At 67.3% G+C, this 16,741-nt stretch carries 17 protein-coding genes and 1 pseudogene; 10 read left to right on the plus strand and 8 right to left on the minus strand.

Annotation, left to right across the window (positions count from 1 at the left end):
• Positions 1 to 134 precede the first annotated feature (134 nt).
• Positions 135 to 755 (plus strand): annotated as a pseudogene (locus ACZ7KI_RS07465) (AMP-binding protein); the annotation flags it as partial.
• Between the two features lie 84 nt (positions 756 to 839).
• Here the strand turns inward: ACZ7KI_RS07465 and ACZ7KI_RS07470 are convergent.
• Positions 840 to 1,277, minus strand: a complete 438-nt coding sequence (locus ACZ7KI_RS07470; protein WP_470272347.1) for a VOC family protein — start codon at positions 1,275 to 1,277, stop codon at positions 840 to 842.
• Between the two features lie 359 nt (positions 1,278 to 1,636).
• A complete protein-coding gene (locus ACZ7KI_RS07475) occupies positions 1,637 to 2,896 on the minus strand; it encodes an HNH endonuclease signature motif containing protein (protein ID WP_470272348.1) in 1,260 nt (419 codons plus the stop codon).
• A gap of 319 nt (positions 2,897 to 3,215) precedes the next feature.
• Between ACZ7KI_RS07475 and ACZ7KI_RS07480 the strand changes: the two genes are divergently transcribed.
• The 7 genes from ACZ7KI_RS07480 to ACZ7KI_RS07510 all read left to right on the plus strand — a co-directional run bounded on the left by ACZ7KI_RS07480 (position 3,216) and on the right by ACZ7KI_RS07510 (position 10,043).
• A complete protein-coding gene (locus ACZ7KI_RS07480; RefSeq protein ID WP_470272349.1) occupies positions 3,216 to 3,956 on the plus strand; it encodes a class I SAM-dependent methyltransferase in 741 nt (246 codons plus the stop codon).
• A complete protein-coding gene (locus tag ACZ7KI_RS07485; protein WP_470272350.1) occupies positions 3,937 to 5,031 on the plus strand; it encodes a FecCD family ABC transporter permease in 1,095 nt (364 codons plus the stop codon). Before ACZ7KI_RS07480 ends, ACZ7KI_RS07485 begins: the two co-directional genes overlap by 20 nt.
• A complete protein-coding gene (locus ACZ7KI_RS07490; RefSeq protein WP_470272351.1) occupies positions 5,031 to 5,819 on the plus strand; it encodes an ABC transporter ATP-binding protein in 789 nt (262 codons plus the stop codon). The genes ACZ7KI_RS07485 and ACZ7KI_RS07490 overlap by 1 nt, the downstream gene beginning before the upstream one ends.
• Positions 5,816 to 6,799, plus strand: coding sequence for an ABC transporter substrate-binding protein (locus tag ACZ7KI_RS07495; protein ID WP_470272352.1), 984 nt, complete (start codon positions 5,816 to 5,818; stop codon positions 6,797 to 6,799). Before ACZ7KI_RS07490 ends, ACZ7KI_RS07495 begins: the two co-directional genes overlap by 4 nt.
• 5 nt (positions 6,800 to 6,804) lie before the next feature.
• Positions 6,805 to 7,863 (plus strand): cysteine synthase family protein, encoded by a 1,059-nt coding sequence (locus ACZ7KI_RS07500; protein WP_470272353.1) that lies wholly within the window; start codon positions 6,805 to 6,807, stop codon positions 7,861 to 7,863.
• A complete protein-coding gene (locus tag ACZ7KI_RS07505) occupies positions 7,860 to 9,062 on the plus strand; it encodes an ATP-grasp domain-containing protein (protein ID WP_470272354.1) in 1,203 nt (400 codons plus the stop codon). The genes ACZ7KI_RS07500 and ACZ7KI_RS07505 overlap by 4 nt, the downstream gene beginning before the upstream one ends.
• Positions 9,063 to 9,128: 66 nt before the next feature.
• The gene (locus ACZ7KI_RS07510) at positions 9,129 to 10,043 is read left to right on the plus strand and encodes an SDR family NAD(P)-dependent oxidoreductase (protein WP_470272355.1); all 915 of its coding nucleotides are present in this window, start codon (positions 9,129 to 9,131) and stop codon (positions 10,041 to 10,043) included.
• Between the two features lie 2 nt (positions 10,044 to 10,045).
• Here ACZ7KI_RS07510 and ACZ7KI_RS07515 read toward each other — a convergent pair whose 3' ends face one another.
• Both ACZ7KI_RS07515 and ACZ7KI_RS07520 read right to left on the minus strand, forming a co-directional pair.
• Positions 10,046 to 10,627 carry a hypothetical protein gene (locus ACZ7KI_RS07515; protein WP_470272356.1) on the minus strand — a complete coding sequence of 194 codons (582 nt, stop codon included), beginning with the start codon at positions 10,625 to 10,627 and terminating at the stop codon, positions 10,046 to 10,048.
• 55 nt (positions 10,628 to 10,682) lie between these two features.
• Entirely contained in the window at positions 10,683 to 11,300 is a 618-nt protein-coding gene (locus ACZ7KI_RS07520; RefSeq protein WP_470272357.1) for a TetR/AcrR family transcriptional regulator, read from the minus strand.
• A 94-nt stretch (positions 11,301 to 11,394) separates the two neighbouring features.
• Between ACZ7KI_RS07520 and ACZ7KI_RS07525 the strand changes: the two genes are divergently transcribed.
• Entirely contained in the window at positions 11,395 to 12,099 is a 705-nt protein-coding gene (locus ACZ7KI_RS07525) for an SDR family NAD(P)-dependent oxidoreductase (RefSeq protein WP_470272358.1), read from the plus strand.
• 989 nt (positions 12,100 to 13,088) lie between these two features.
• Here ACZ7KI_RS07525 and ACZ7KI_RS07530 read toward each other — a convergent pair.
• The 3 genes from ACZ7KI_RS07530 to ACZ7KI_RS07540 are packed head-to-tail and all read right to left on the minus strand — an operon-like array spanning position 13,089 to position 15,267.
• The gene (locus tag ACZ7KI_RS07530) at positions 13,089 to 14,354 is read right to left on the minus strand and encodes a WXG100 family type VII secretion target (protein ID WP_470272359.1); all 1,266 of its coding nucleotides are present in this window, start codon (positions 14,352 to 14,354) and stop codon (positions 13,089 to 13,091) included.
• Positions 14,351 to 14,683: a type VII secretion target gene (locus ACZ7KI_RS07535; RefSeq protein ID WP_470272360.1), complete on the minus strand. Its 333-nt coding sequence runs from the start codon at positions 14,681 to 14,683 to the stop codon at positions 14,351 to 14,353. Before ACZ7KI_RS07535 ends, ACZ7KI_RS07530 begins: the two co-directional genes overlap by 4 nt.
• Positions 14,680 to 15,267 (minus strand): YbaB/EbfC family nucleoid-associated protein, encoded by a 588-nt coding sequence (locus ACZ7KI_RS07540; protein ID WP_470272361.1) that lies wholly within the window; start codon positions 15,265 to 15,267, stop codon positions 14,680 to 14,682. The genes ACZ7KI_RS07535 and ACZ7KI_RS07540 overlap by 4 nt, the downstream gene beginning before the upstream one ends.
• A gap of 197 nt (positions 15,268 to 15,464) precedes the next feature.
• Here ACZ7KI_RS07540 and ACZ7KI_RS07545 point away from each other — a divergent pair, with 197 nt between their 5' ends.
• Positions 15,465 to 15,956, plus strand: coding sequence for a GNAT family N-acetyltransferase (locus ACZ7KI_RS07545; protein ID WP_470272362.1), 492 nt, complete (start codon positions 15,465 to 15,467; stop codon positions 15,954 to 15,956).
• A gap of 110 nt (positions 15,957 to 16,066) precedes the next feature.
• Here ACZ7KI_RS07545 and ACZ7KI_RS07550 read toward each other — a convergent pair whose 3' ends face one another.
• A complete protein-coding gene (locus ACZ7KI_RS07550) occupies positions 16,067 to 16,723 on the minus strand; it encodes an SRPBCC family protein (protein WP_470272363.1) in 657 nt (218 codons plus the stop codon).
• Positions 16,724 to 16,741: the final 18 nt, after the last annotated feature.

The following is a 16,741-nucleotide window of genomic DNA, read 5'->3' on the forward strand; positions in this document are numbered from 1 at the left end:
CGCCTCGGTGCCTTCTCACCGGAGACGTCGGAGCCACCGGACACGACCGGACATCGTTCGCCGGGAATTATTCCTCAGCCGCGGTCGGCCGCGGTGTTCATCGCGTCGGCCGGTTCGCGGAGCGTGCTCTGCGGATGGCGTCCGCGCTGATCGCCCAGGGAGCGAAACCCGGCGACCGGATCGCGGTCGTCCTGCCGAAGGGCCCGGAGCAGATCGTCGCGGTGCTCGCCGCGGGCTGCGCGTACGTGCCGATCGACGTCGACCAGCCACCCGCGAGACGCAACCGCATCCTGAAACTGGCGGACGCCCGGCTGGCGATCACCGACGACACGTCGCGGGCAGGCACGGCCGTCGCCGTCGTGCCGACGGCCGCGATGTCGTTCGCGCCGCTCTCCGCCCCGGCGATCCCCGATCCCGACGAACTGGCGTACGTGATCTTCACGTCGGGCTCGACCGGCGAGCCGAAGGGGGTCGAGATCACCCATCGGGCGGCGTTGAACACCATCGACGACCTCAACGCACGCTTCGACGTCGGCCGGGACGACCGGGGGCTCGCGGTGTCCGCGCTGGACTTCGACCTTTCGGTGTACGACGTCTTCGGCCTGCTGTCGGCGGGTGGCGCCATCGTCACGATCGACGAGGACGCCCGCCGCGACGCGCGGTGCTGGCACGAGCTGGTGACCGAGCACGGGGTGACGATCTGGAACACCGTGCCCGCGCTGCTGGACATGCTGCTGGTCGTCGCGCCTTCGGTCCCTTCGCTACGGCTCGTGCTGGTCTCCGGTGACTGGGTGGGCCTCGATCTGCCCGGCCGGGCGGGCGACCTCCGGCTTAATTGGTCAGTTCTTCTTCAGCTCCTGGGCGAGCATCACGAGGATGCCGCTGGGGCCGCGGAGGTAGGTGAGCTTGTAGATATCCTCGTAGGTGGCCACGCCGCGAAGCGGATGACATCCGTGTTTCGCGGCTATCTCAAGAGCTTTGTCGATGTCGTCGACAGAGAAGGCGACGCGGTGCATGCCGATCTCGTTGGGGCGAGTGGGCTCGGTCTCGATCGCGTCGGGGTGGATGTACTCGAAGAGCTCCAGGCGACCGTTCCCGTCTGGAGTCTGGAGCATCGCGATTTTGGCGTGGTTGCCGTCAAGGCCGACGGCGGTGTCGGTCCACTCACCGCTGACCGTGTCACGGCCGATGACCGTGAGACCGAGGTCGGTGAAAAAGGAGATCGCTGCTTCGAGGTCGTGAACGGTGATGCCGACGTTCTCGAGTTTGATGGCCATGCGTCGCATGTTAGCGAGCTGGGTCGATCGGGGCCGGTGATGAGCTGGGCTGGTCCGGGGGACTCGGCTACGTGTTCTCGATCGACGAGCACTGGGCATATCGGTCGGGGGGCCTCGACGAGGTGTTGCGAAAGTGGCTCTCGCGACATGAGTAGCAGCGGCAGAGACGGCTTCGGGAGAATGTGCCGTCGAGGTGTCGGCAACGACACCTTTGCCTTACCACTCGATAATAGAACGTCCATAAAGGACCCCAGATTTCGCACTGTCTCGAATAATGGCACATGGCTCGGTGACGGTCTGTGGGCATGTCGAGGGGCCCGTCGCCTACGTGGCTGGCGGGCTCCTCGGGTGATGCGGGGTTAGGCGGCGGCGCGATGAAGCGTGTTGCGCCTGGGTCTTCGTAACGGATCCAAATACTGCGGCGGTGTGAACTCCGGTAGGCCGTCGGGGGCCATCCGGACTTCCCAATCCCCATGGTGAATCAAGCGATGGTGAAAGCCGCACAGCAGGGTCAGATTCCGGAGGTCGGTGTGTCCCCCGTCTGCCCAGTGATCAATATGGTGAGCGTGGCAGTGCTTAGGTTGCCGATGACAGCCGGGGAAGGCACAGCCTCGATCCCGGATGTTCAGCGCTCGTCGTTGCCCGGGAGTGACAAACCGTCTCAAGCGCCCCATGTCGAGGGGTTCACCAGCGGCACTCATCACTACCGGCAGCATCAGGCAGTCGCAGGCGGCGAGTCGTGCTTCGCGGGCGGTGATCTGGCCGACGAAGTCCAGGCACGCGGTCCCGATCCCGGACTTCAACTCCTCAAGACCGACAGTGACATGCACCATCGTCCGATACCCGGAGGTGCCGGGCTGATCCGGGCACGCGATCGCCAGATCCAAGATCTCGGCGAAGGCGTCACCCTGGCGCTCCGGTTTGGTGCGCGGGTCCGCTTGGCCGAACTCGTCGACCGGGCGTGGTTTGGCGTAGGCATCGAGAACGGCAGCGGTGCGGGCACCGAGTTCGTCATCCAGCAGGCCGGTCAGTTTCCAGAAGCCGTCTTTGCGGCGTTCCAGCGTGACTTCCCGCGCGGGCTGGGCCGGTTCGGGATCCTTCGGCTCCTTGCCGTCAGGATCGAGCCAGGCCAGCAGGTTTTCTTCGGCCTGTCTGAGCTGTCTCGGCCCGGCCTCGCGAGCAAGATCAGCGAGGATCTTTTCCGCACACTCCCGATCCTCCGGAGACACCTCCGCCGGGATCTTCTTCAGGAACTCCAGGATCTGATCGATGCGGTGTTTTCCGATCGCCCCATCAGCAGCGGCCGCGGCGGTGGCGGGCGCGAACGCCGGAATTTCCGTACCGTCCAAGGCGCGGGTCGGGTTCAGTGCGATCGCGCGACGCACGATCGGACCCGCCTCACCTCGGGTCAATCCCGCGACATCGGCGAACCACGACACCGTGGAACCATAGCCGTACAAGTCTTTCGGACCGCGAGACTCAATCTCCGCCAGAAACCGCCCCAACGCGGCGGAAGCCACCCGGATCACCTGCAAGGACTGCTGCACGCCATGGCCAAGCTCCAACTTGCCGGCACGCCACAACTCCTGCGGGAGTTCGGGAAGGAAGGTCTCGGACACCTCTCGATAATACCAAATCTGATCGAACGTGTGTTCGTAATTTTAAGCGACAATGAACCGGTCGCATTGACCACTGAAGGGTGATGTCGCCAAGTAACACGGCTACCGTGCGGAATTCCGCATTTAGAGGACTAAACGCGGTGACCCTCGTGGCCGGCCGACGCAGCGTCGGGGACACCTTCACCTCGCAGCGGTGCACGCAGCGTGGCGAACCGACCCCTCGTGATCACTCCACGAGAAAGGTCGGAACGCCGGGAACCGAGGACGGCTTCTCGACGACTTGTGGGGCTGAATCATGCGACTGGGCGAGCGGAGAGAGATGCACTGGTACGAGGACGACGACCTGTGGGTCGGCTTCGCGGACGTGATGTTCCCGCCCAGCCGGGCCGGCGAGGCCGAACGCCTGATGGCCACGTCGTTGCTGCTCAAGGTCACCGACGGTACGAAGGTGCTCGATCTGGCCTGTGGCCCGGCGATCCACGTCGTGCCGCTGGCGAAGAGGGGCGCCGACGTAACCGGCGTTGACCTCAGCCCGGCCATGCTCGAACGCGCGCGTGAGGCCTGCGAAAGCGCCGGAGTCGCCGCGAAACTCATCCAGGCCGACATGCTCGAGTACGTCGAGCCGGGCGCGTACGACCTGATCATCAACATGTACACCTCGTTCGGCTACTTCACCGAGCCCGGCGACAACCTCACGGTGCTGCGCAACGCCTTCAGCAGCCTCGCGCCCGGCGGCAGGCTGCTGATCGACGTGCTCGGCAAGGAGGTGCTGGCCGGGTGGGTCGGCCGCCCCCAAGCGGTTGACATCGACGGCGGGACGGTGTTCATGCGCGACACCATTCTCGACGACTGGACCCGCCTCAGGACCGACTGGACGCTGGTCCGCGGCGGCGAAGCCAAGCAGGCGTCGATTCTGTCCTTCCTCTACAGCGCCGCGGAACTGAAGACGCTGTTCGAGACGGCGGGCTTCACCGGCGTCGAGTGTTTCGGTGACTTCGACGGCTCGCCGTACGATGACCACGCGCGCCGCCTGATCGTGCGTGGTGAACGTGCCGTCTGAGTCTCTCCGCCTCTTCGCGGAGCCCGACGATGAGACGGCCCGTTCGCTCCGGCTCACCGGCCCGGTGATCCTGCTGGCCGCGGCGCTCCTGCTCTCCCTGGTCGCGGGCATCGCGCTCGGCCCGACGACCGTCGCCCTTCCGGATGTCCTGCGCTACCTCGGAAAAGCGATCACCGGCGGCACCATTTCCGGCGAGGAGGTCACCGGGTACTCGATCGTCTGGCAGGTCCGCACCCCGCGCGTGCTGCTCGCGGCCGTGGTCGGCGCGGGGCTCGCGGTGGTCGGGGTCGCGGTACAGGCGCTGGTGCGCAACGCCCTCGCCGATCCGTTCGTGCTCGGGATCTCCTCCGGCGCTTCGGTCGGTGCCGCCGCGGTCGTGGTGTTCGGCCTGTTCGCCGGCCTCGGCGTGTTGGCGCTGTCGACGGCGGCGTTCCTCGGGGCACTGTGCGCGACGGCGCTGGTCTACCTCGCCGCCCGCAGCAAATTCGGGTTGACGCCGTTGCGTCTCGTGCTCACCGGGGTCGCGCTCACCTACGCCTTCCAGGCGGTGATGAGCGTGCTCGTCTACCTCTCGCCGAACGGTCAGGCCGCGCAAACCGTGCTGTTCTGGCTGCTCGGCAGCCTCGGCGCGGCGACCTGGGCGTCCTTGCCGCTGGCCGCGCTCGGGGTGGCGGTCGCGGTCGTGGTCCTGCTGCGTTACGGCACCGCGCTCGACGTCCTGTCCATGGGCGACGAGACCGCGATGAGCCTCGGCACCGACGCGGCCGCGTTGCGCCGCTGGCTCTTCCTGCTCACCGCGATCGTCACCGGGTTGCTGGTGGCGGTGAGCGGATCGATCGGGTTCGTCGGGCTGGTGCTGCCGCATGTGGTGCGGATGGTCGCCGGTTCGGGACACCGCCGCGTGCTCGCGCTCGCGCCGCTGGTGGGCGCGGTCTTCCTGGTATGGGTCGATCTGCTCGCCCGCACCCTCGTCGCGCCGGAGGAACTGCCGCTCGGCGTGATCACCGCGCTGATCGGAGTTCCGGTGTTCCTCGTGGTGATGCGGCGCCGCGGCTACGCGTTCGGGGGCCGCTGATGTTGTCGCTGCGTGAACTGTCGGTCGAGGTCGCGGGGTCGACGTTGATCCGCGCGCTGAACCTGAACGTCGGCGCGGGCGAGGTCGTGGGCCTGCTCGGGCCCAACGGCAGCGGCAAGTCGACCGCGTTGCGCTGCGTCTACCGGGCCTTGACGCCGTCCGGCGGCGCGGTCCTGCTCGACGGCGCCGACCTCGCGGAACAGGGCCTGCGCGACACCGCACGCCGGATCGCCGCGCTCACCCAGGACAGCCGCGCGGATCTGGACTTCACCGTCGAGGAGGTCGTCGCGCTCGGCCGGTCGCCGCATCAGCGCGGCAATCTCCGGCTCTCGGCTCGCGAACGCGCGGTGTGCCGGGAAGCGTTGCGGCGCCTGGACATCACCCATCTCGCCCAGCGCAGCGTGCTGACGCTCTCGGGCGGCGAGCGCCAGCGGGCACTGGTGGCGAGGGCGCTCGTCCAGGAACCCGAGGTGCTCGTCCTCGACGAGCCGACCAACCATCTCGACGTCCGCCACCAGGTGGAACTGCTGAAGTTCCTGCGTGACTGCGGGCTCACCGTGCTCGTCGCGTTGCACGACCTGAACCTCGCCGCCGCAGTCTGTCACCGGATCGCGTTATTGCACGACGGATCCCTCGCCGCTTGCGGCACCCCGGCCGAAGTGCTCACGCCCGAAACGGTCCGCGCGGTGTTCGGCGTCGAGGTCACCCAGGTGACCCATCCCGTGACCGGTGCGCTCCAGCTGCTTTACGACCTTCCCGCCGAAGAAACCGAGGGGATCTCACGATGAAGCCGTCCAGGGTGACCGCGCTCCTTGCCGCGGCACTGCTTTTGAGTGCCTGTGGTGCCCAGGTCGAGGCCGGCCCGGCCGCGGCCGCGCAGGCCACGGTGACCAACTGCGGCGCGCAGGTCACCTTCCCGGCGCCGCAGCGTCCGGTGGCCTACGACGTCTCCGGTGCCGAGAAGATGTTCGCGCTCGGCCTCGCCGGCCGGATGCGGGGTTACGTCATGAACTCGCTCGGCGACCCCTCGATCGCCGGATCGCCGTGGAAAGACGACTACGGGCGGGTCGAACGGCTCGGCACCTCGCGGATCACGCGCGAGATCCTCGTCAACGCCAAGGCGGACTGGGTGATCGCGGGCTGGAACTCGGGGTTCAGCGAGGAACGGGGGATCACCCCGAAACTGCTCGACCAGGTCGGTATCCGCAGCTATCTGCACACCGAGACCTGTTGGGAATACCCCACCGCGAAGGCCGAGGTGACTCCGCTGGAGGCGCTCTACACCGACTTGCGCAACCTCGGCGACATCTTCGGTGTCCGGCAGCGTGCCGACGAACTGGTCGCGGAACTCAAGGGGCGCTTCGACAAGGTCCGCGCCGGAGCGCCGAAGACCCCGCCCGCCAAGGTGTTCGTCTACGACTCGGGGACCGACCAGCCCTTCACCTCCGGGAAACACGCCGCTCCCAACGACATCATCGACGCGGCGGGCGGCACGAACGTCTTCCGCGACCTCCAAGACGGCTGGGGCAGCGTCGGCTGGGAAGCGGTGGTGAAGGCCGAGCCCGAGGTGATCGTGGTGGTGGACTACGCCGACCAGCCGGCGCAGGACAAGATCGCCTTCATCAAATCCGCGCCGCAACTGAAGAACACGCCGGCGGTGCGGGACAACCGGTTCCACGTCATTTCCTACGGCGACCTCGTGAGCGGTCCGCGCAACGCGCGAGGCGCCGAGTCGCTGGCCACCTACCTGCGCTCGATCGGCCGGTGAACGCGATGCCCGTCGAGACGGTCCCGCTGGTCCACGAGCACGTCACGGACGCGATAAAGACCCCGGCCCTCATCCGGCTCGCGCCCAACGTCGTACTCCTCCGGTTCGAAACCCTCAAGGTCTACGCGGCACTCGGCGCGGTCCGCTCGCTGCTCGCCGACGGCGTCGTCCGAAAAGGACAGACGCTGATCGACAGTTCCAGCGGGATCTACGCGCTCGCGCTGGCGATGGCCTGCCACCGGCACGGCCTGCGCTGCCATATCGTCGCGTCCACCACCGTCGATCTCACCCTGCGTTCACAGCTGGAGATCCTGGGCGCGACCGTGGACCAGATGCCGCCGTCGGAGGACCTCCGGCTCGACCAGCGCCGCCGCGTCGCACGCGTGCACGAATTGCTGGAGCGCCATCCGGACATGCACTGGATGCGCCAGTACCACGATCCCGTGCACTATCTGGGCTACGGCGAGGTCGCCGACCTCGTTGCCCGCGCGTTGCCGTCCGGGCCGCTGGCCGTCGTCGGCAGCGTCGGCACCGGCGCCTCGACCGGCGGGATCGCGCGGTCGCTGCGCGAACGCGATCCGGACGTCCGCCTGACTGGCGTCCAGCCGTTCGGCAGCGTCACCTTCGGCAGCGAACGGTTCACCGATCCGGACGCGATCATCGCGGGTATCGGTTCGGCCATCCCGTTCGACAACGTCGATCACGAGCTGTACGACCGGATCCACTGGCTGGACTTCGTGCACGCGATGGCCGCGACCATCGGCCTGATGCGCGACCACGCGGTGTTCGCCGGGCTCTCCACCGGTGCGGCGTATCTCGTCGCGGGCTGGGAGGCCGCCCGGAATCCGGACCGGACCCATGTCGTGATCGGTGCCGACACCGGACATCGTTACACGGCAAGGGTGTTCGCCCGGCATCGAGAGGCACTCGACCCGGCGGGCCTCGCACCGCGCGAAATCGCGTCACTGGACGACCTGGCACCGCCGTGGGCGGCGATGGACTGGAACCGCCGCCGATTCGGCATACCCACACAGTCGCTGTACGGGAAGGAGCGGGCGTCATGAGCGTCGTCCTGTTGGAAGCACTCACCTTCGGCCTCGGCAGGCTGGCCGACGCGGCGGCGGAAGCCGGGCGGAAGCTGGTGCTGTTCACCGGAAACCGGGACATCTACCGCTACGAACTCGGCACGCTCGCGCCGGGCAGGGTCGAGGTCGTCGACATCGACACCACCGACATCGAAACCTGTGAAGCCGCGTTGCGTGCCATCCCGGACCTCGCCGGGATCATCAACTCGACCGACACCTGGGCACTGCCGGGCGCGGAACTCACCGCCCGGCTCGGCCTGTCCGGCCCCGACGCGGCGGCCGTCCGCGTGCTGCGGGACAAGGGCGCGGTGCGCGATCTGCTGTACGAACACGGGCTCACCCGAGGCCGTCCGGTACCGGTCATGGTCGCCGAAGAACTCGGTTTTCCCTTGGTGGTCAAGGATTCCTCGGGAACGTCGTCACGCGGAGTATGGCTCGTCCGCGACGCGGCCGAACTGGAGCGAGCCAGGCTGGAAGCGAAGGACACGCCGCTCAAGGGGCATCTGATCGCCGAGCCCTATTTCGCCGGGCCGCTGTACAGCGCGGAAACCGTCACCTGGCAAGGACGGACCCGGCTGCTCGGGATCCTGTCCCGTCAGTTGTCGCCGGAACCCGTGCGCCGTGAGGAGGCCGCCGCGTTCCCGGTTGCCTTCCCGCATCCCGAGCAAGCCGGACTGGCCGACTGGATCGGCCAGGTGCTCAAGGCCGCCGGACACGAACAAGGCTTCGCGCACACCGAGTTCGTCCTCACCGCCGACGGGCCGGAGGTCGTCGAAATCAACATCCGGATCGGCGGGGCGATGCTCGGTGAGGCGCTGTGCCGGTCGTTGGGCACCAACGTCTATTCCGCGATGATCTCGATGGCGCTGGGTGAGGAACCCGCGTTGCTCACCCAGGAAGTCGGTGGTGGGCCCGGGATCGGGTTCGTCCTGTCCTATCCGGCCGCGGAAGGCGTGCTGAAGGGCTGGTCCGGGCTCGACAGGCTTCCCGGCCTCCCGGGCGCGCCGGAGTGGTATCCGACGGCGAGCCCCGGTGACGAGCTCCGGCACCTCGCGGACCAGCGGTCCTGCACCGGGATCGTGCTGGCCGAGGGGCCGACGGCGGAGCTAGCCCTGCATCGCGCGCTCGCCGCGGCCGGCGGGATCGCCCCGGAGATCGAGCCCTTCCCCCGTTCTTGAGAGTTCTCTCAGATGGATAGTTCTACTTTCTGTTTCGGGAAGTAAAACTATCCATCTGGAGGGATTGTGGGCGAGGCAGTGGGCAGACGCGCGGTGCTCGGCGGCGCGGCTGCGGCCGGTGTGGCGATGCTGGCCGCGAATACCGCGACGGCGCAGGAGGCCCAGCGAAGCAAGTGGCGGTTCGCGGGCAAGGTCGTGATCATCACCGGGGCGACCTCGGGGATCGGCAGGGCGGCGGCCATCGCCTTTGCCGCGGCCGGCGCGAAAGTCGGCTTCTGCGGCAGGCGGGAAGAACTCGGCCGAGAGGTCGAGCGGGAGATCCGGCGAGCGGGCGGGGAAGCGACCTACCTCAAGGCGGATGTCCGGGTGCCCGAGCAGGTCCAGGCGTTCGTGGACGACGTCGCCCGCCGGTACGGCAGGCTCGACATCGCGTTCAACAACGCCGGGATCCACCTCGGCAAACCGCTGCACGAGATCACGATCGACGAGTGGGAGGACGTCCAGCGCACCAACGCGCGCGGCGTCTTCCTTTCGATCAAGTACGAGGTGCCGCATCTGCTGAAGGCGGGTGGAGGGGTGATCGTCTGCACCGCGTCCGCGCAGGCCGAACAGACCAGGCCGGGACACGCCGCCTACACGTCGAGCAAACGCGCCGTGCAGGGTTTGGTGCGCGCGGCCGCGTTGGACTACGGCGCCAAAGGGATCCGGGTGCTGTCGATCGACCCTGGCACGACCGACACCCGGCTGGTGCGCCCGCCGGGTATCCCGGAGGACCTGTGGGCGCGGTTCAAGCAGGCCTGGGGCCCGCTGAACGTCCATGGCCTGCCGAGGATGGGGGAGGCCACGGAGATCGCTTCGGCCGTGCTCGCGCTGGCGTCACCCGAGTTCGCCTATCTGACCGGGACTTCCGTCCTCGTGGACGGCGGACTGAACACCGGGCGGCCGATGGTGATGCCGCCCGGGTTCACGCCGCCCGGCTGAGTTCAGGCGGGAACGCACTTCTTGGCGGCCGCGGCGGCGGCCATCAGTTCCTGTGTCTCGATTTTGAGTGACGGCATGAGATCCGAAGTTTCCGAGAGCGGCTTCTGGGTGGCGTCCATCGCCTGGATCGCGGCGTCCATGGCCGCTTGGTTCCCGGACTTCTCCAGTCGCTGCTTCCCGGCGGCCGCCGCGTCCCTCGCCGCGGTGTATCGGTCCACAAGGGACTTCCTCACCGCGTCACCGCCGGGAATCGGCGACGGGGGCAGCGCGGTCAGCTCGTCGACGACCTTGCCCGCGAATCCCGCGCGGATTCCGAGCTCTTCCTTCATCGAGGCGCGTGTCACTTCCGTGCCTGACCGCGTGCTGGTCGTGTAGTCGTTGCTGGCCTTCAGGTAGCCGTACACCGCGCCGCACACCCCGTCGAGCCACGCTACGGTCTTGGTGTCCGGCGCGGCGGGCGAAGCCGGCGCCGAGGACGGCGGCGTGACGGTGACCGTGGCCGGTGCCGCCGTCGGCTCGCCGGAACAGGCCGCCGTCGTGAACAGGGCCCCCACCAGGGCAACAAGCAGCAGTTTCGTCTTCATCGAATCTCCCCTCTCGCGGGAAACACGTTCCGGAGGGGCTGGGGGTTGCCTGCTTTCAGTCGCAATTTCCCATGAGCCGCGCCAGCTCTTCGCGGCCCAGCGGCGGTTCCGGCAACGGGCTCGCGGCGGAAGCGCGCATCCCGTCGAACAGCAGGGCGAGATGGCGGCGCCAGACCTCCGGCCGGACGCCCGCGGTCGCCTCCACGGTGCGCGCGATTCCCCAGGTCACGAAGGCCATGTCCTCGAGGGTGAAGTCGGGGCGCAGCGCCCCGCTCTCCTTGGCGCGCTCGACGACGCGGGTCATCAGTTCGTACCCGCGTTCGTGATCCCCGGTCTGCGGCGGCCGGGTGGAAGCCAGCTCGTTGTAGCCGCGATCGGCGGCCTGCAGCTCGCAGATCCGTTCCACGAAAGACGTCAACCCGGCCCACGCGTCGTCGAGGCTCAGCGCGTGTTCGGCGATGCTCACGACCGTCTCGGTCCGGTCGGCGAACACGGCGCTCACCAGATCCGCGCGCCGGGGGAAGTGGTTGTACAGCGTGCCGATGCTGACGCCGGCGGTCTTGGCGATCTCTTCGAGCGCGACGTCGAGGCCGCGCGCCGCATAGAGCCCCCTGGCGGCCTCGACCAGCAGGTCCCGGTTGCGCTGGGCGTCCTTCCGCAGGGGTTTGGGCATGACGGCATCCTAGCCAAGTTGAAGGTGGCCTCAAGTTGTGTGTACCTTCGAAGAAGTTGAGGACACCCTCAACTTTATCCTTCTGGGAGGACACATGACCAAGACGCTCGCGATCTTCGGCGCCGGACCGGTGTTGGGGCTGTCGCTCGCCCGCCGTTTCGGCCGCGAGGGCTTCCGCGTCGCCCTCGTCGCGCGGACCACCGAAAACCTCGACGCGCTCGTCGCCGAACTCGACGGCGACGGCATCGAAGCGAGCGGGTTCGTCGCCGACGTCTACGAATCCGCTCAGATCGCGACCGCCGTCGCCGCCATCGGCCGGATCGACGCGGTCGCCTTCAATCCCGGCGGCGGGAACATGGGCGAGGGCATCGCGTCGGTGCTCGACGTCGATCCGGAGAACCTGCGGCTGATCCTCGACCGGTTCGTGGTGTCCGCGGTGGCGCTGGTGCGGGCCGTACTGCCTGCCATGACCGAACGCGGCGACGGCGCGATCCTGTTCACCGCCGGGCAATCCGGTCTTCACCCGGCGCCGTTCCTCGGCAACGCGGGGATGGCACAGGCCGCGCTGCGGAACTACTTCCACAACCTGAACTCGGTACTCGCCGAGAAGGGCGTCTACGTGGGAGCCGTCAATGTCGGCGCGCTGATCGAGGGCAGCGTTCCACATCGGACACTGACGGCGGGCCCGCTGGATTTCGAACCCGAGGTGATCCATCCGGACGTCTTCGCGGACGCCTTCTGGAAGCTCTACGCCACCCGCGAGACACCTGAAACACTGGTCGGCTCGTTCGGGAGGTAGTTGATCAGTCTCTCTGAAGCCCGGCTGATGTCGTTCGTGGAGGTCGAGCGTCGCGTGGCGTGGCCGTGAAGGCCTCCTTCCCTACTCTCAAGGTCAGGGTCCCGGCAAAATCGCGATCTTGCAGGTCAGTCGACTATTCCTGCACTGTCGCGGGGCCGGATGTGCCGGTGGTGGAGGTTGATCAAGGGCGAGCCGAGGTAGGGCAGGCGTGATTCTGGACGCCAGTCGGGCTTCAGTGTCCACAAGGGACACCGCCAGCCGATCGAGTGTCCAATTGATGTCGCTATATACGTTTCTGCGCGGGGTCGTGAGTGTTGATGAGGGTTATTGAGGGGTAAGGCAAAGGTGGCGTGGTGGGTGGTAAGTCCGTGAAGGCCTCCTTGAGGGACTCTGGGTCCCTCAAGGAGGCCTTCACGGACTTCAAGACGGGACGTTGATGTCACAGCCGTCCCACTGTCACCAGGGATCACGCCTGACGGTAGTGAAGGGCTCCTTCACTACCGTCAGCGTAGGCAAGGAAGCCTTCACCACCAGGGAAACGCGTAGGCAGCAGCGACCACAGCCCGCGACACGACACGTTTGACTTACCCCTCAATAGAACGACCCAAATCACTCACGACCCCCTCGTGAAACCCCGCAACTCGCCCAAATCGGACACATTTGTCTCGAAAGTGTCCCTTATGGACAGTCAAGAGCCAGGTGAGGGCCCTTTGCGTGAGCCCGCTCCCGCCGAGTCCGTTCGCCTTGTCCCGCTCTGGCGATGGAGTACTTCACCCGAGGTCGCAGCCGTCCCGCTGTCACCAGGGATCACATCCGACGGTAGCGAAAGCCACCTTCCCTACCGTCAGAGTAGGCAAGGAGGCCTTCACGACCAGAAGAACGCGTACACGGGAGCGACACCGGCCCCACGCCACGACACGTGTGACTTTCGCGAGGAGTGTCCCTAATGGACAGTCAGTAGCGAGTCGTCGATCTTCGGTACCTGGAGATCACTCCTCGCCCTCGGGCGGCTTTTCGTTCGCGGCCGGAGGGATGTTCTTCGTCAGCTCGACGATGGTCTTCCCGGCCATGCCCGACGCGCCGTAAGTCGGGTCGCTGAGCACCTTGACCGTCTTCTCGAGAGCGTCCGCGACCTTGGGGTACTTCCTGTGCAGGTCGCCGATCGGGAAGGCGTTCCAGTAGTCGAATTTCCCGAGAATGGCGTCCCGGTCTGCTTTGGACAGCTTCTCCAGCGACTTCGTCAGCTTCTCGCGCACGACCCTGAGTGGCATGTCGCTGAGCTTCTCCGGCTTGCCGCCCGGTGGAACCTCGGGTTTCCCGCCGTCCGGAGTGCCGTCGGCCGGTTTGCCGGGCGGGCCTTCGATCGGCTTCTTGCCGCCGGGCATCGGGTGCGCGCCGGGGTTGGGCTTGGGTTTCGGCTGGGGCAGCTTGACCTTGCCGCCACCGAGCGTCAGCTTGACGACGTCGTCGGCCGCCCCGCGCGTCTTGGCGAGAATCTTGATCATCTCGCCGAGCCTCTTGGCGCAGTCGGCGATGGCCTTGGCGATTTTGGCGATCGCCACGCCGACCGTGGTCATGATGGAGGTGATCGCCGCGATGATCGAACCGCCGAAGGTGACGGGCGCGAGCGCCACCGCCACGATCGCGGCCTTGAGGATGCCCGCCAAGGTCATGGCGATGATGTCTCGGACGATCCCGCGGACGGCGCCGATGATGGCACCGGCGATCCCCATCTGCTTGCCGGCGAGATTCAGGTACTCCGACAGCGCGTCGATCTGGGCGGTGACGCCCTCCATGTCGGAGCGGAAGCGGTCGGCGGCCTCGCCGTCCCACTGCTCCATGAACTTCTTGGTGGCGGCCGCGTGGTCGTCCGACCACTCCTTCACGGCCTTGCCCTCGTTGTAGATCGCCGTCTTGGCCGCCTCGATGCCCTTCGGGTCACCCAGCAGGAAGTCCAGCGGCCAGCGGAAGATGACGATGTGCTCGATCAGCCAGCCGATCCCGGCGGTGAGCAACGACCCGATCGGATCGACGACCATGCCGAGGATTTCGATCGCCATCCCGGCCGAGGCCAGGCCGACGCTGAGCTGGTCGCCGGAGTCGACGGCTTTTTTCAGCGCGAACGCCGAATCGAAGAAGCCCGCTCCCGCGGTGTCGCCACTGCCCGCGAGGAAGTTGTTCTTCTCGTCCTTGAAGTCTTCGGCCTTGGTGCCGCTGCCGTTCCCGAAGTCGCCCCGGTGGTACTCGTCGCTCACTTGACCTTCACCTCCTCGATGCCGTCGCCCGCCGCGTTGATCAGCTTCTCCGTTTCCGCTTCGTTGGCGTCGTACTTCTTCGCGGCCTCGCGCACCCTGTCGGAGAACTCCTTCACGTTCTCCGAATACTTGTTCAGGTGGTCCCGAGCCTTCCCGCAGTGCATGCTCGCGCCGGCACCGTAGATCTGGCCGCCGAAGATGCCGAAGATGCCGGGGTCCGCCACGCAGCTGCCCACCATGTCGGCGCTCTTCCGCAGCGCGTCCTCGAGCTTGTCGAGGTGACTGGCGAACTCCGTCATGGCCTCTGTCTTGACACCGAATCCGCTCACCAGGGGCTCATTTCATCGTCGTCGGGAGTGGCAGGCCGCCGGGGCCGGGGTGCAGGCGGCTGTGCGGGACGGCCCGGGTGCGGTGGCGGCGGGAAGCCCGACGGCGGCGGGGGCCGGTACCCGGCCGGTGGTGGCGGTGTCCGGTACCCGGCCTGCGAACGTGGGTCCTCGTCGTGTGCCTCCGGGGCCCACTTGTTCTGTTCGGGGTTCTCCGGGGCGCCTTCTTCTTCCTCCACCTTCGGCAGGAAGGTACGGACCAGCTGGGCGGCTTCGTCCTCACCGTTGATCTCGGTGTACGACTCCGTGACCTTCTCGACGGTCTGGCGCTGCGCCTGTCGCACGGTCTGCATGACGAGCGAGGAGAGCCGGGCCGGTCCCAGTGCGGTCGCCCGGTTGCCGAACTCGATGGCGCTCAGCGAGCCGTTGGCCTCGACCGTCACCTTCACCGACCCGTCGGGGGATTGCACCGTGGACGCCGAGGCGGTGAACGCCGCGGTCAGTGCCTTGGCTTTCTCTTCGAGTTTCTTGGCCTCTCGCTCCAGAAGGAGCGCGAAGTCCTCACCTGCGTCGAAATTGGGTTGCATGCGTCGCCTTGGCTCGGTTCGGGCACGAAGGGGGGTTCGCCGCGGACCCCTGCGAAGCTTTCACGATCGGCCGCGAGCTGGTTCGCTTCGTATCGGTACCACCGCGTGGGAACCAGGGCAACCCCGGTGATCAGGAACTGCCCGAATGGGCCGCCGGGAACGACAGATCAGGCCAAAGGTGCGGGAAAGGCGGCGCGATGGGAACCGGACCGGTCGTACGGAACGCCCAGCGAGACGACGTCATGGCCATCTGCCGTTTCGGCGACGTCCATGTCCGAAGCCACTACACGCCACTGATCGGCGCGGAAGCCGCGGCCAAGCAGGTGCGGATGTGGTGGCACGAGACGAACGTGGGCGGGGCCGTGGCCCGAGGTTCGGTCGTGGTCGCCGAGGACGGCGGGCGGCTGGTCGGTGTCGGACAGCGCGGACGCGACGGCGACGACCACGTGATCTACAAACTTTACGTGCACCCTGCGCATCGTGGTGGCGGGTTGGGTCCGCGGCTGCTCGACGCTCTCATCGGCCAGCTCCCCCCGGACGCCGAGCGGCTGTACATCGAGCATTTCGTGGCCAACGAGCGCGCAGGTGCCTTCTATGAGCGCGAGGGCTTCACGGTGGAGCGGATCGAGCCGAGCTCCACCGAGGACCCCGGTCTCGGCGTGGTCTGGCGTGTTCGGAACCTCCGCTAGCGGAGCCATGCCGCCCGCCGTGTCGTGAAAGCCACTTTTCGAGACATGTGGTGTCCCGAAAGTAGCTTTCACGACATGAGCGCCGGGCGGCGGGGAGGCGACCCGGGCGGTCAGCGGCAAGGATCGGACTCGGCCGCGGTCTTGAGGTCCTTCAGCCAGATTTCGAGGCCCTGACCGAGCATCTCGGTGGAGTTGGGCACGTCCTTGTCCACCTGGGGTCCGGTGTGGCTCTCTTCGGTGCGGACGATGACCCCGCCCGGGATCTTGACGAAGTTCCAGACGTGCACGCCGTCGATATGCGTTCCGCCGGGGCCGTCGAGCGGGCCGGTCCAGCGAAGGCATTTGCCGGGCTGGAGTTGCCGCACGGTGGAGACGATGACGACGTCACCGGGCGGGTAGGGGGTGCCGGGCGGGACGGGAATGGTCCATTGGAACTGGGAGTGCTTGTGTAGCGGGCCGTGGTCCAGGCGTTTCATGGTGATGGGGATGACCGGGTTCTGCCAGGACGGCCAGGCTTCCACGTCGGTCTGCAGGTTCCAGATGGTGCGCAGCGGCGCCTTGATGAACGTCTCGGTCCGGTAGTGCACCTTGGCGGCCGGATCGATGCCCTTGCCTTGGCAGGTAAGCGAAGCCGGTCTGCTGTCGTGAGCGGGAGCGGCCTGCGCTGGCGTCGTGGTGCCGAGGATCCCGGCGATGGCCAGTGGTACCGCGAGCAGTGCGGCGCGGGCGCCGGTCCGGCGACGGGAGGTCGAGTGGATGCCGAGCATGGGCTTTCTCCTCAGGTC

It is taken from the genome of Amycolatopsis sp. NPDC039088 (assembly GCF_055598845.1).

What these genes read in the sequence shown, in the direction of transcription:
- ACZ7KI_RS07470 (WP_470272347.1), bottom strand. Translation starts at nt 1,277, where the DNA reads ATGGCCATCAAACTCGAGAACGTCGGCATCACCGTTCACGACCTCGAA.
- ACZ7KI_RS07480 (WP_470272349.1), top strand. Translation starts at nt 3,216, where the DNA reads ATGCACTGGTACGAGGACGACGACCTGTGGGTCGGCTTCGCGGACGTG.
- ACZ7KI_RS07490 (WP_470272351.1), top strand. Translation starts at nt 5,031, where the DNA reads ATGTTGTCGCTGCGTGAACTGTCGGTCGAGGTCGCGGGGTCGACGTTG.
- ACZ7KI_RS07495 (WP_470272352.1), top strand. Translation starts at nt 5,816, where the DNA reads ATGAAGCCGTCCAGGGTGACCGCGCTCCTTGCCGCGGCACTGCTTTTG.
- ACZ7KI_RS07500 (WP_470272353.1), top strand. Translation starts at nt 6,805, where the DNA reads ATGCCCGTCGAGACGGTCCCGCTGGTCCACGAGCACGTCACGGACGCG.
- ACZ7KI_RS07505 (WP_470272354.1), top strand. Translation starts at nt 7,860, where the DNA reads ATGAGCGTCGTCCTGTTGGAAGCACTCACCTTCGGCCTCGGCAGGCTG.
- ACZ7KI_RS07515 (WP_470272356.1), bottom strand. Translation starts at nt 10,627, where the DNA reads ATGAAGACGAAACTGCTGCTTGTTGCCCTGGTGGGGGCCCTGTTCACG.
- ACZ7KI_RS07520 (WP_470272357.1), bottom strand. Translation starts at nt 11,300, where the DNA reads ATGCCCAAACCCCTGCGGAAGGACGCCCAGCGCAACCGGGACCTGCTG.
- ACZ7KI_RS07525 (WP_470272358.1), top strand. Translation starts at nt 11,395, where the DNA reads ATGACCAAGACGCTCGCGATCTTCGGCGCCGGACCGGTGTTGGGGCTG.
- ACZ7KI_RS07540 (WP_470272361.1), bottom strand. Translation starts at nt 15,267, where the DNA reads ATGCAACCCAATTTCGACGCAGGTGAGGACTTCGCGCTCCTTCTGGAG.
- ACZ7KI_RS07545 (WP_470272362.1), top strand. Translation starts at nt 15,465, where the DNA reads ATGGGAACCGGACCGGTCGTACGGAACGCCCAGCGAGACGACGTCATG.
- ACZ7KI_RS07550 (WP_470272363.1), bottom strand. Translation starts at nt 16,723, where the DNA reads ATGCTCGGCATCCACTCGACCTCCCGTCGCCGGACCGGCGCCCGCGCC.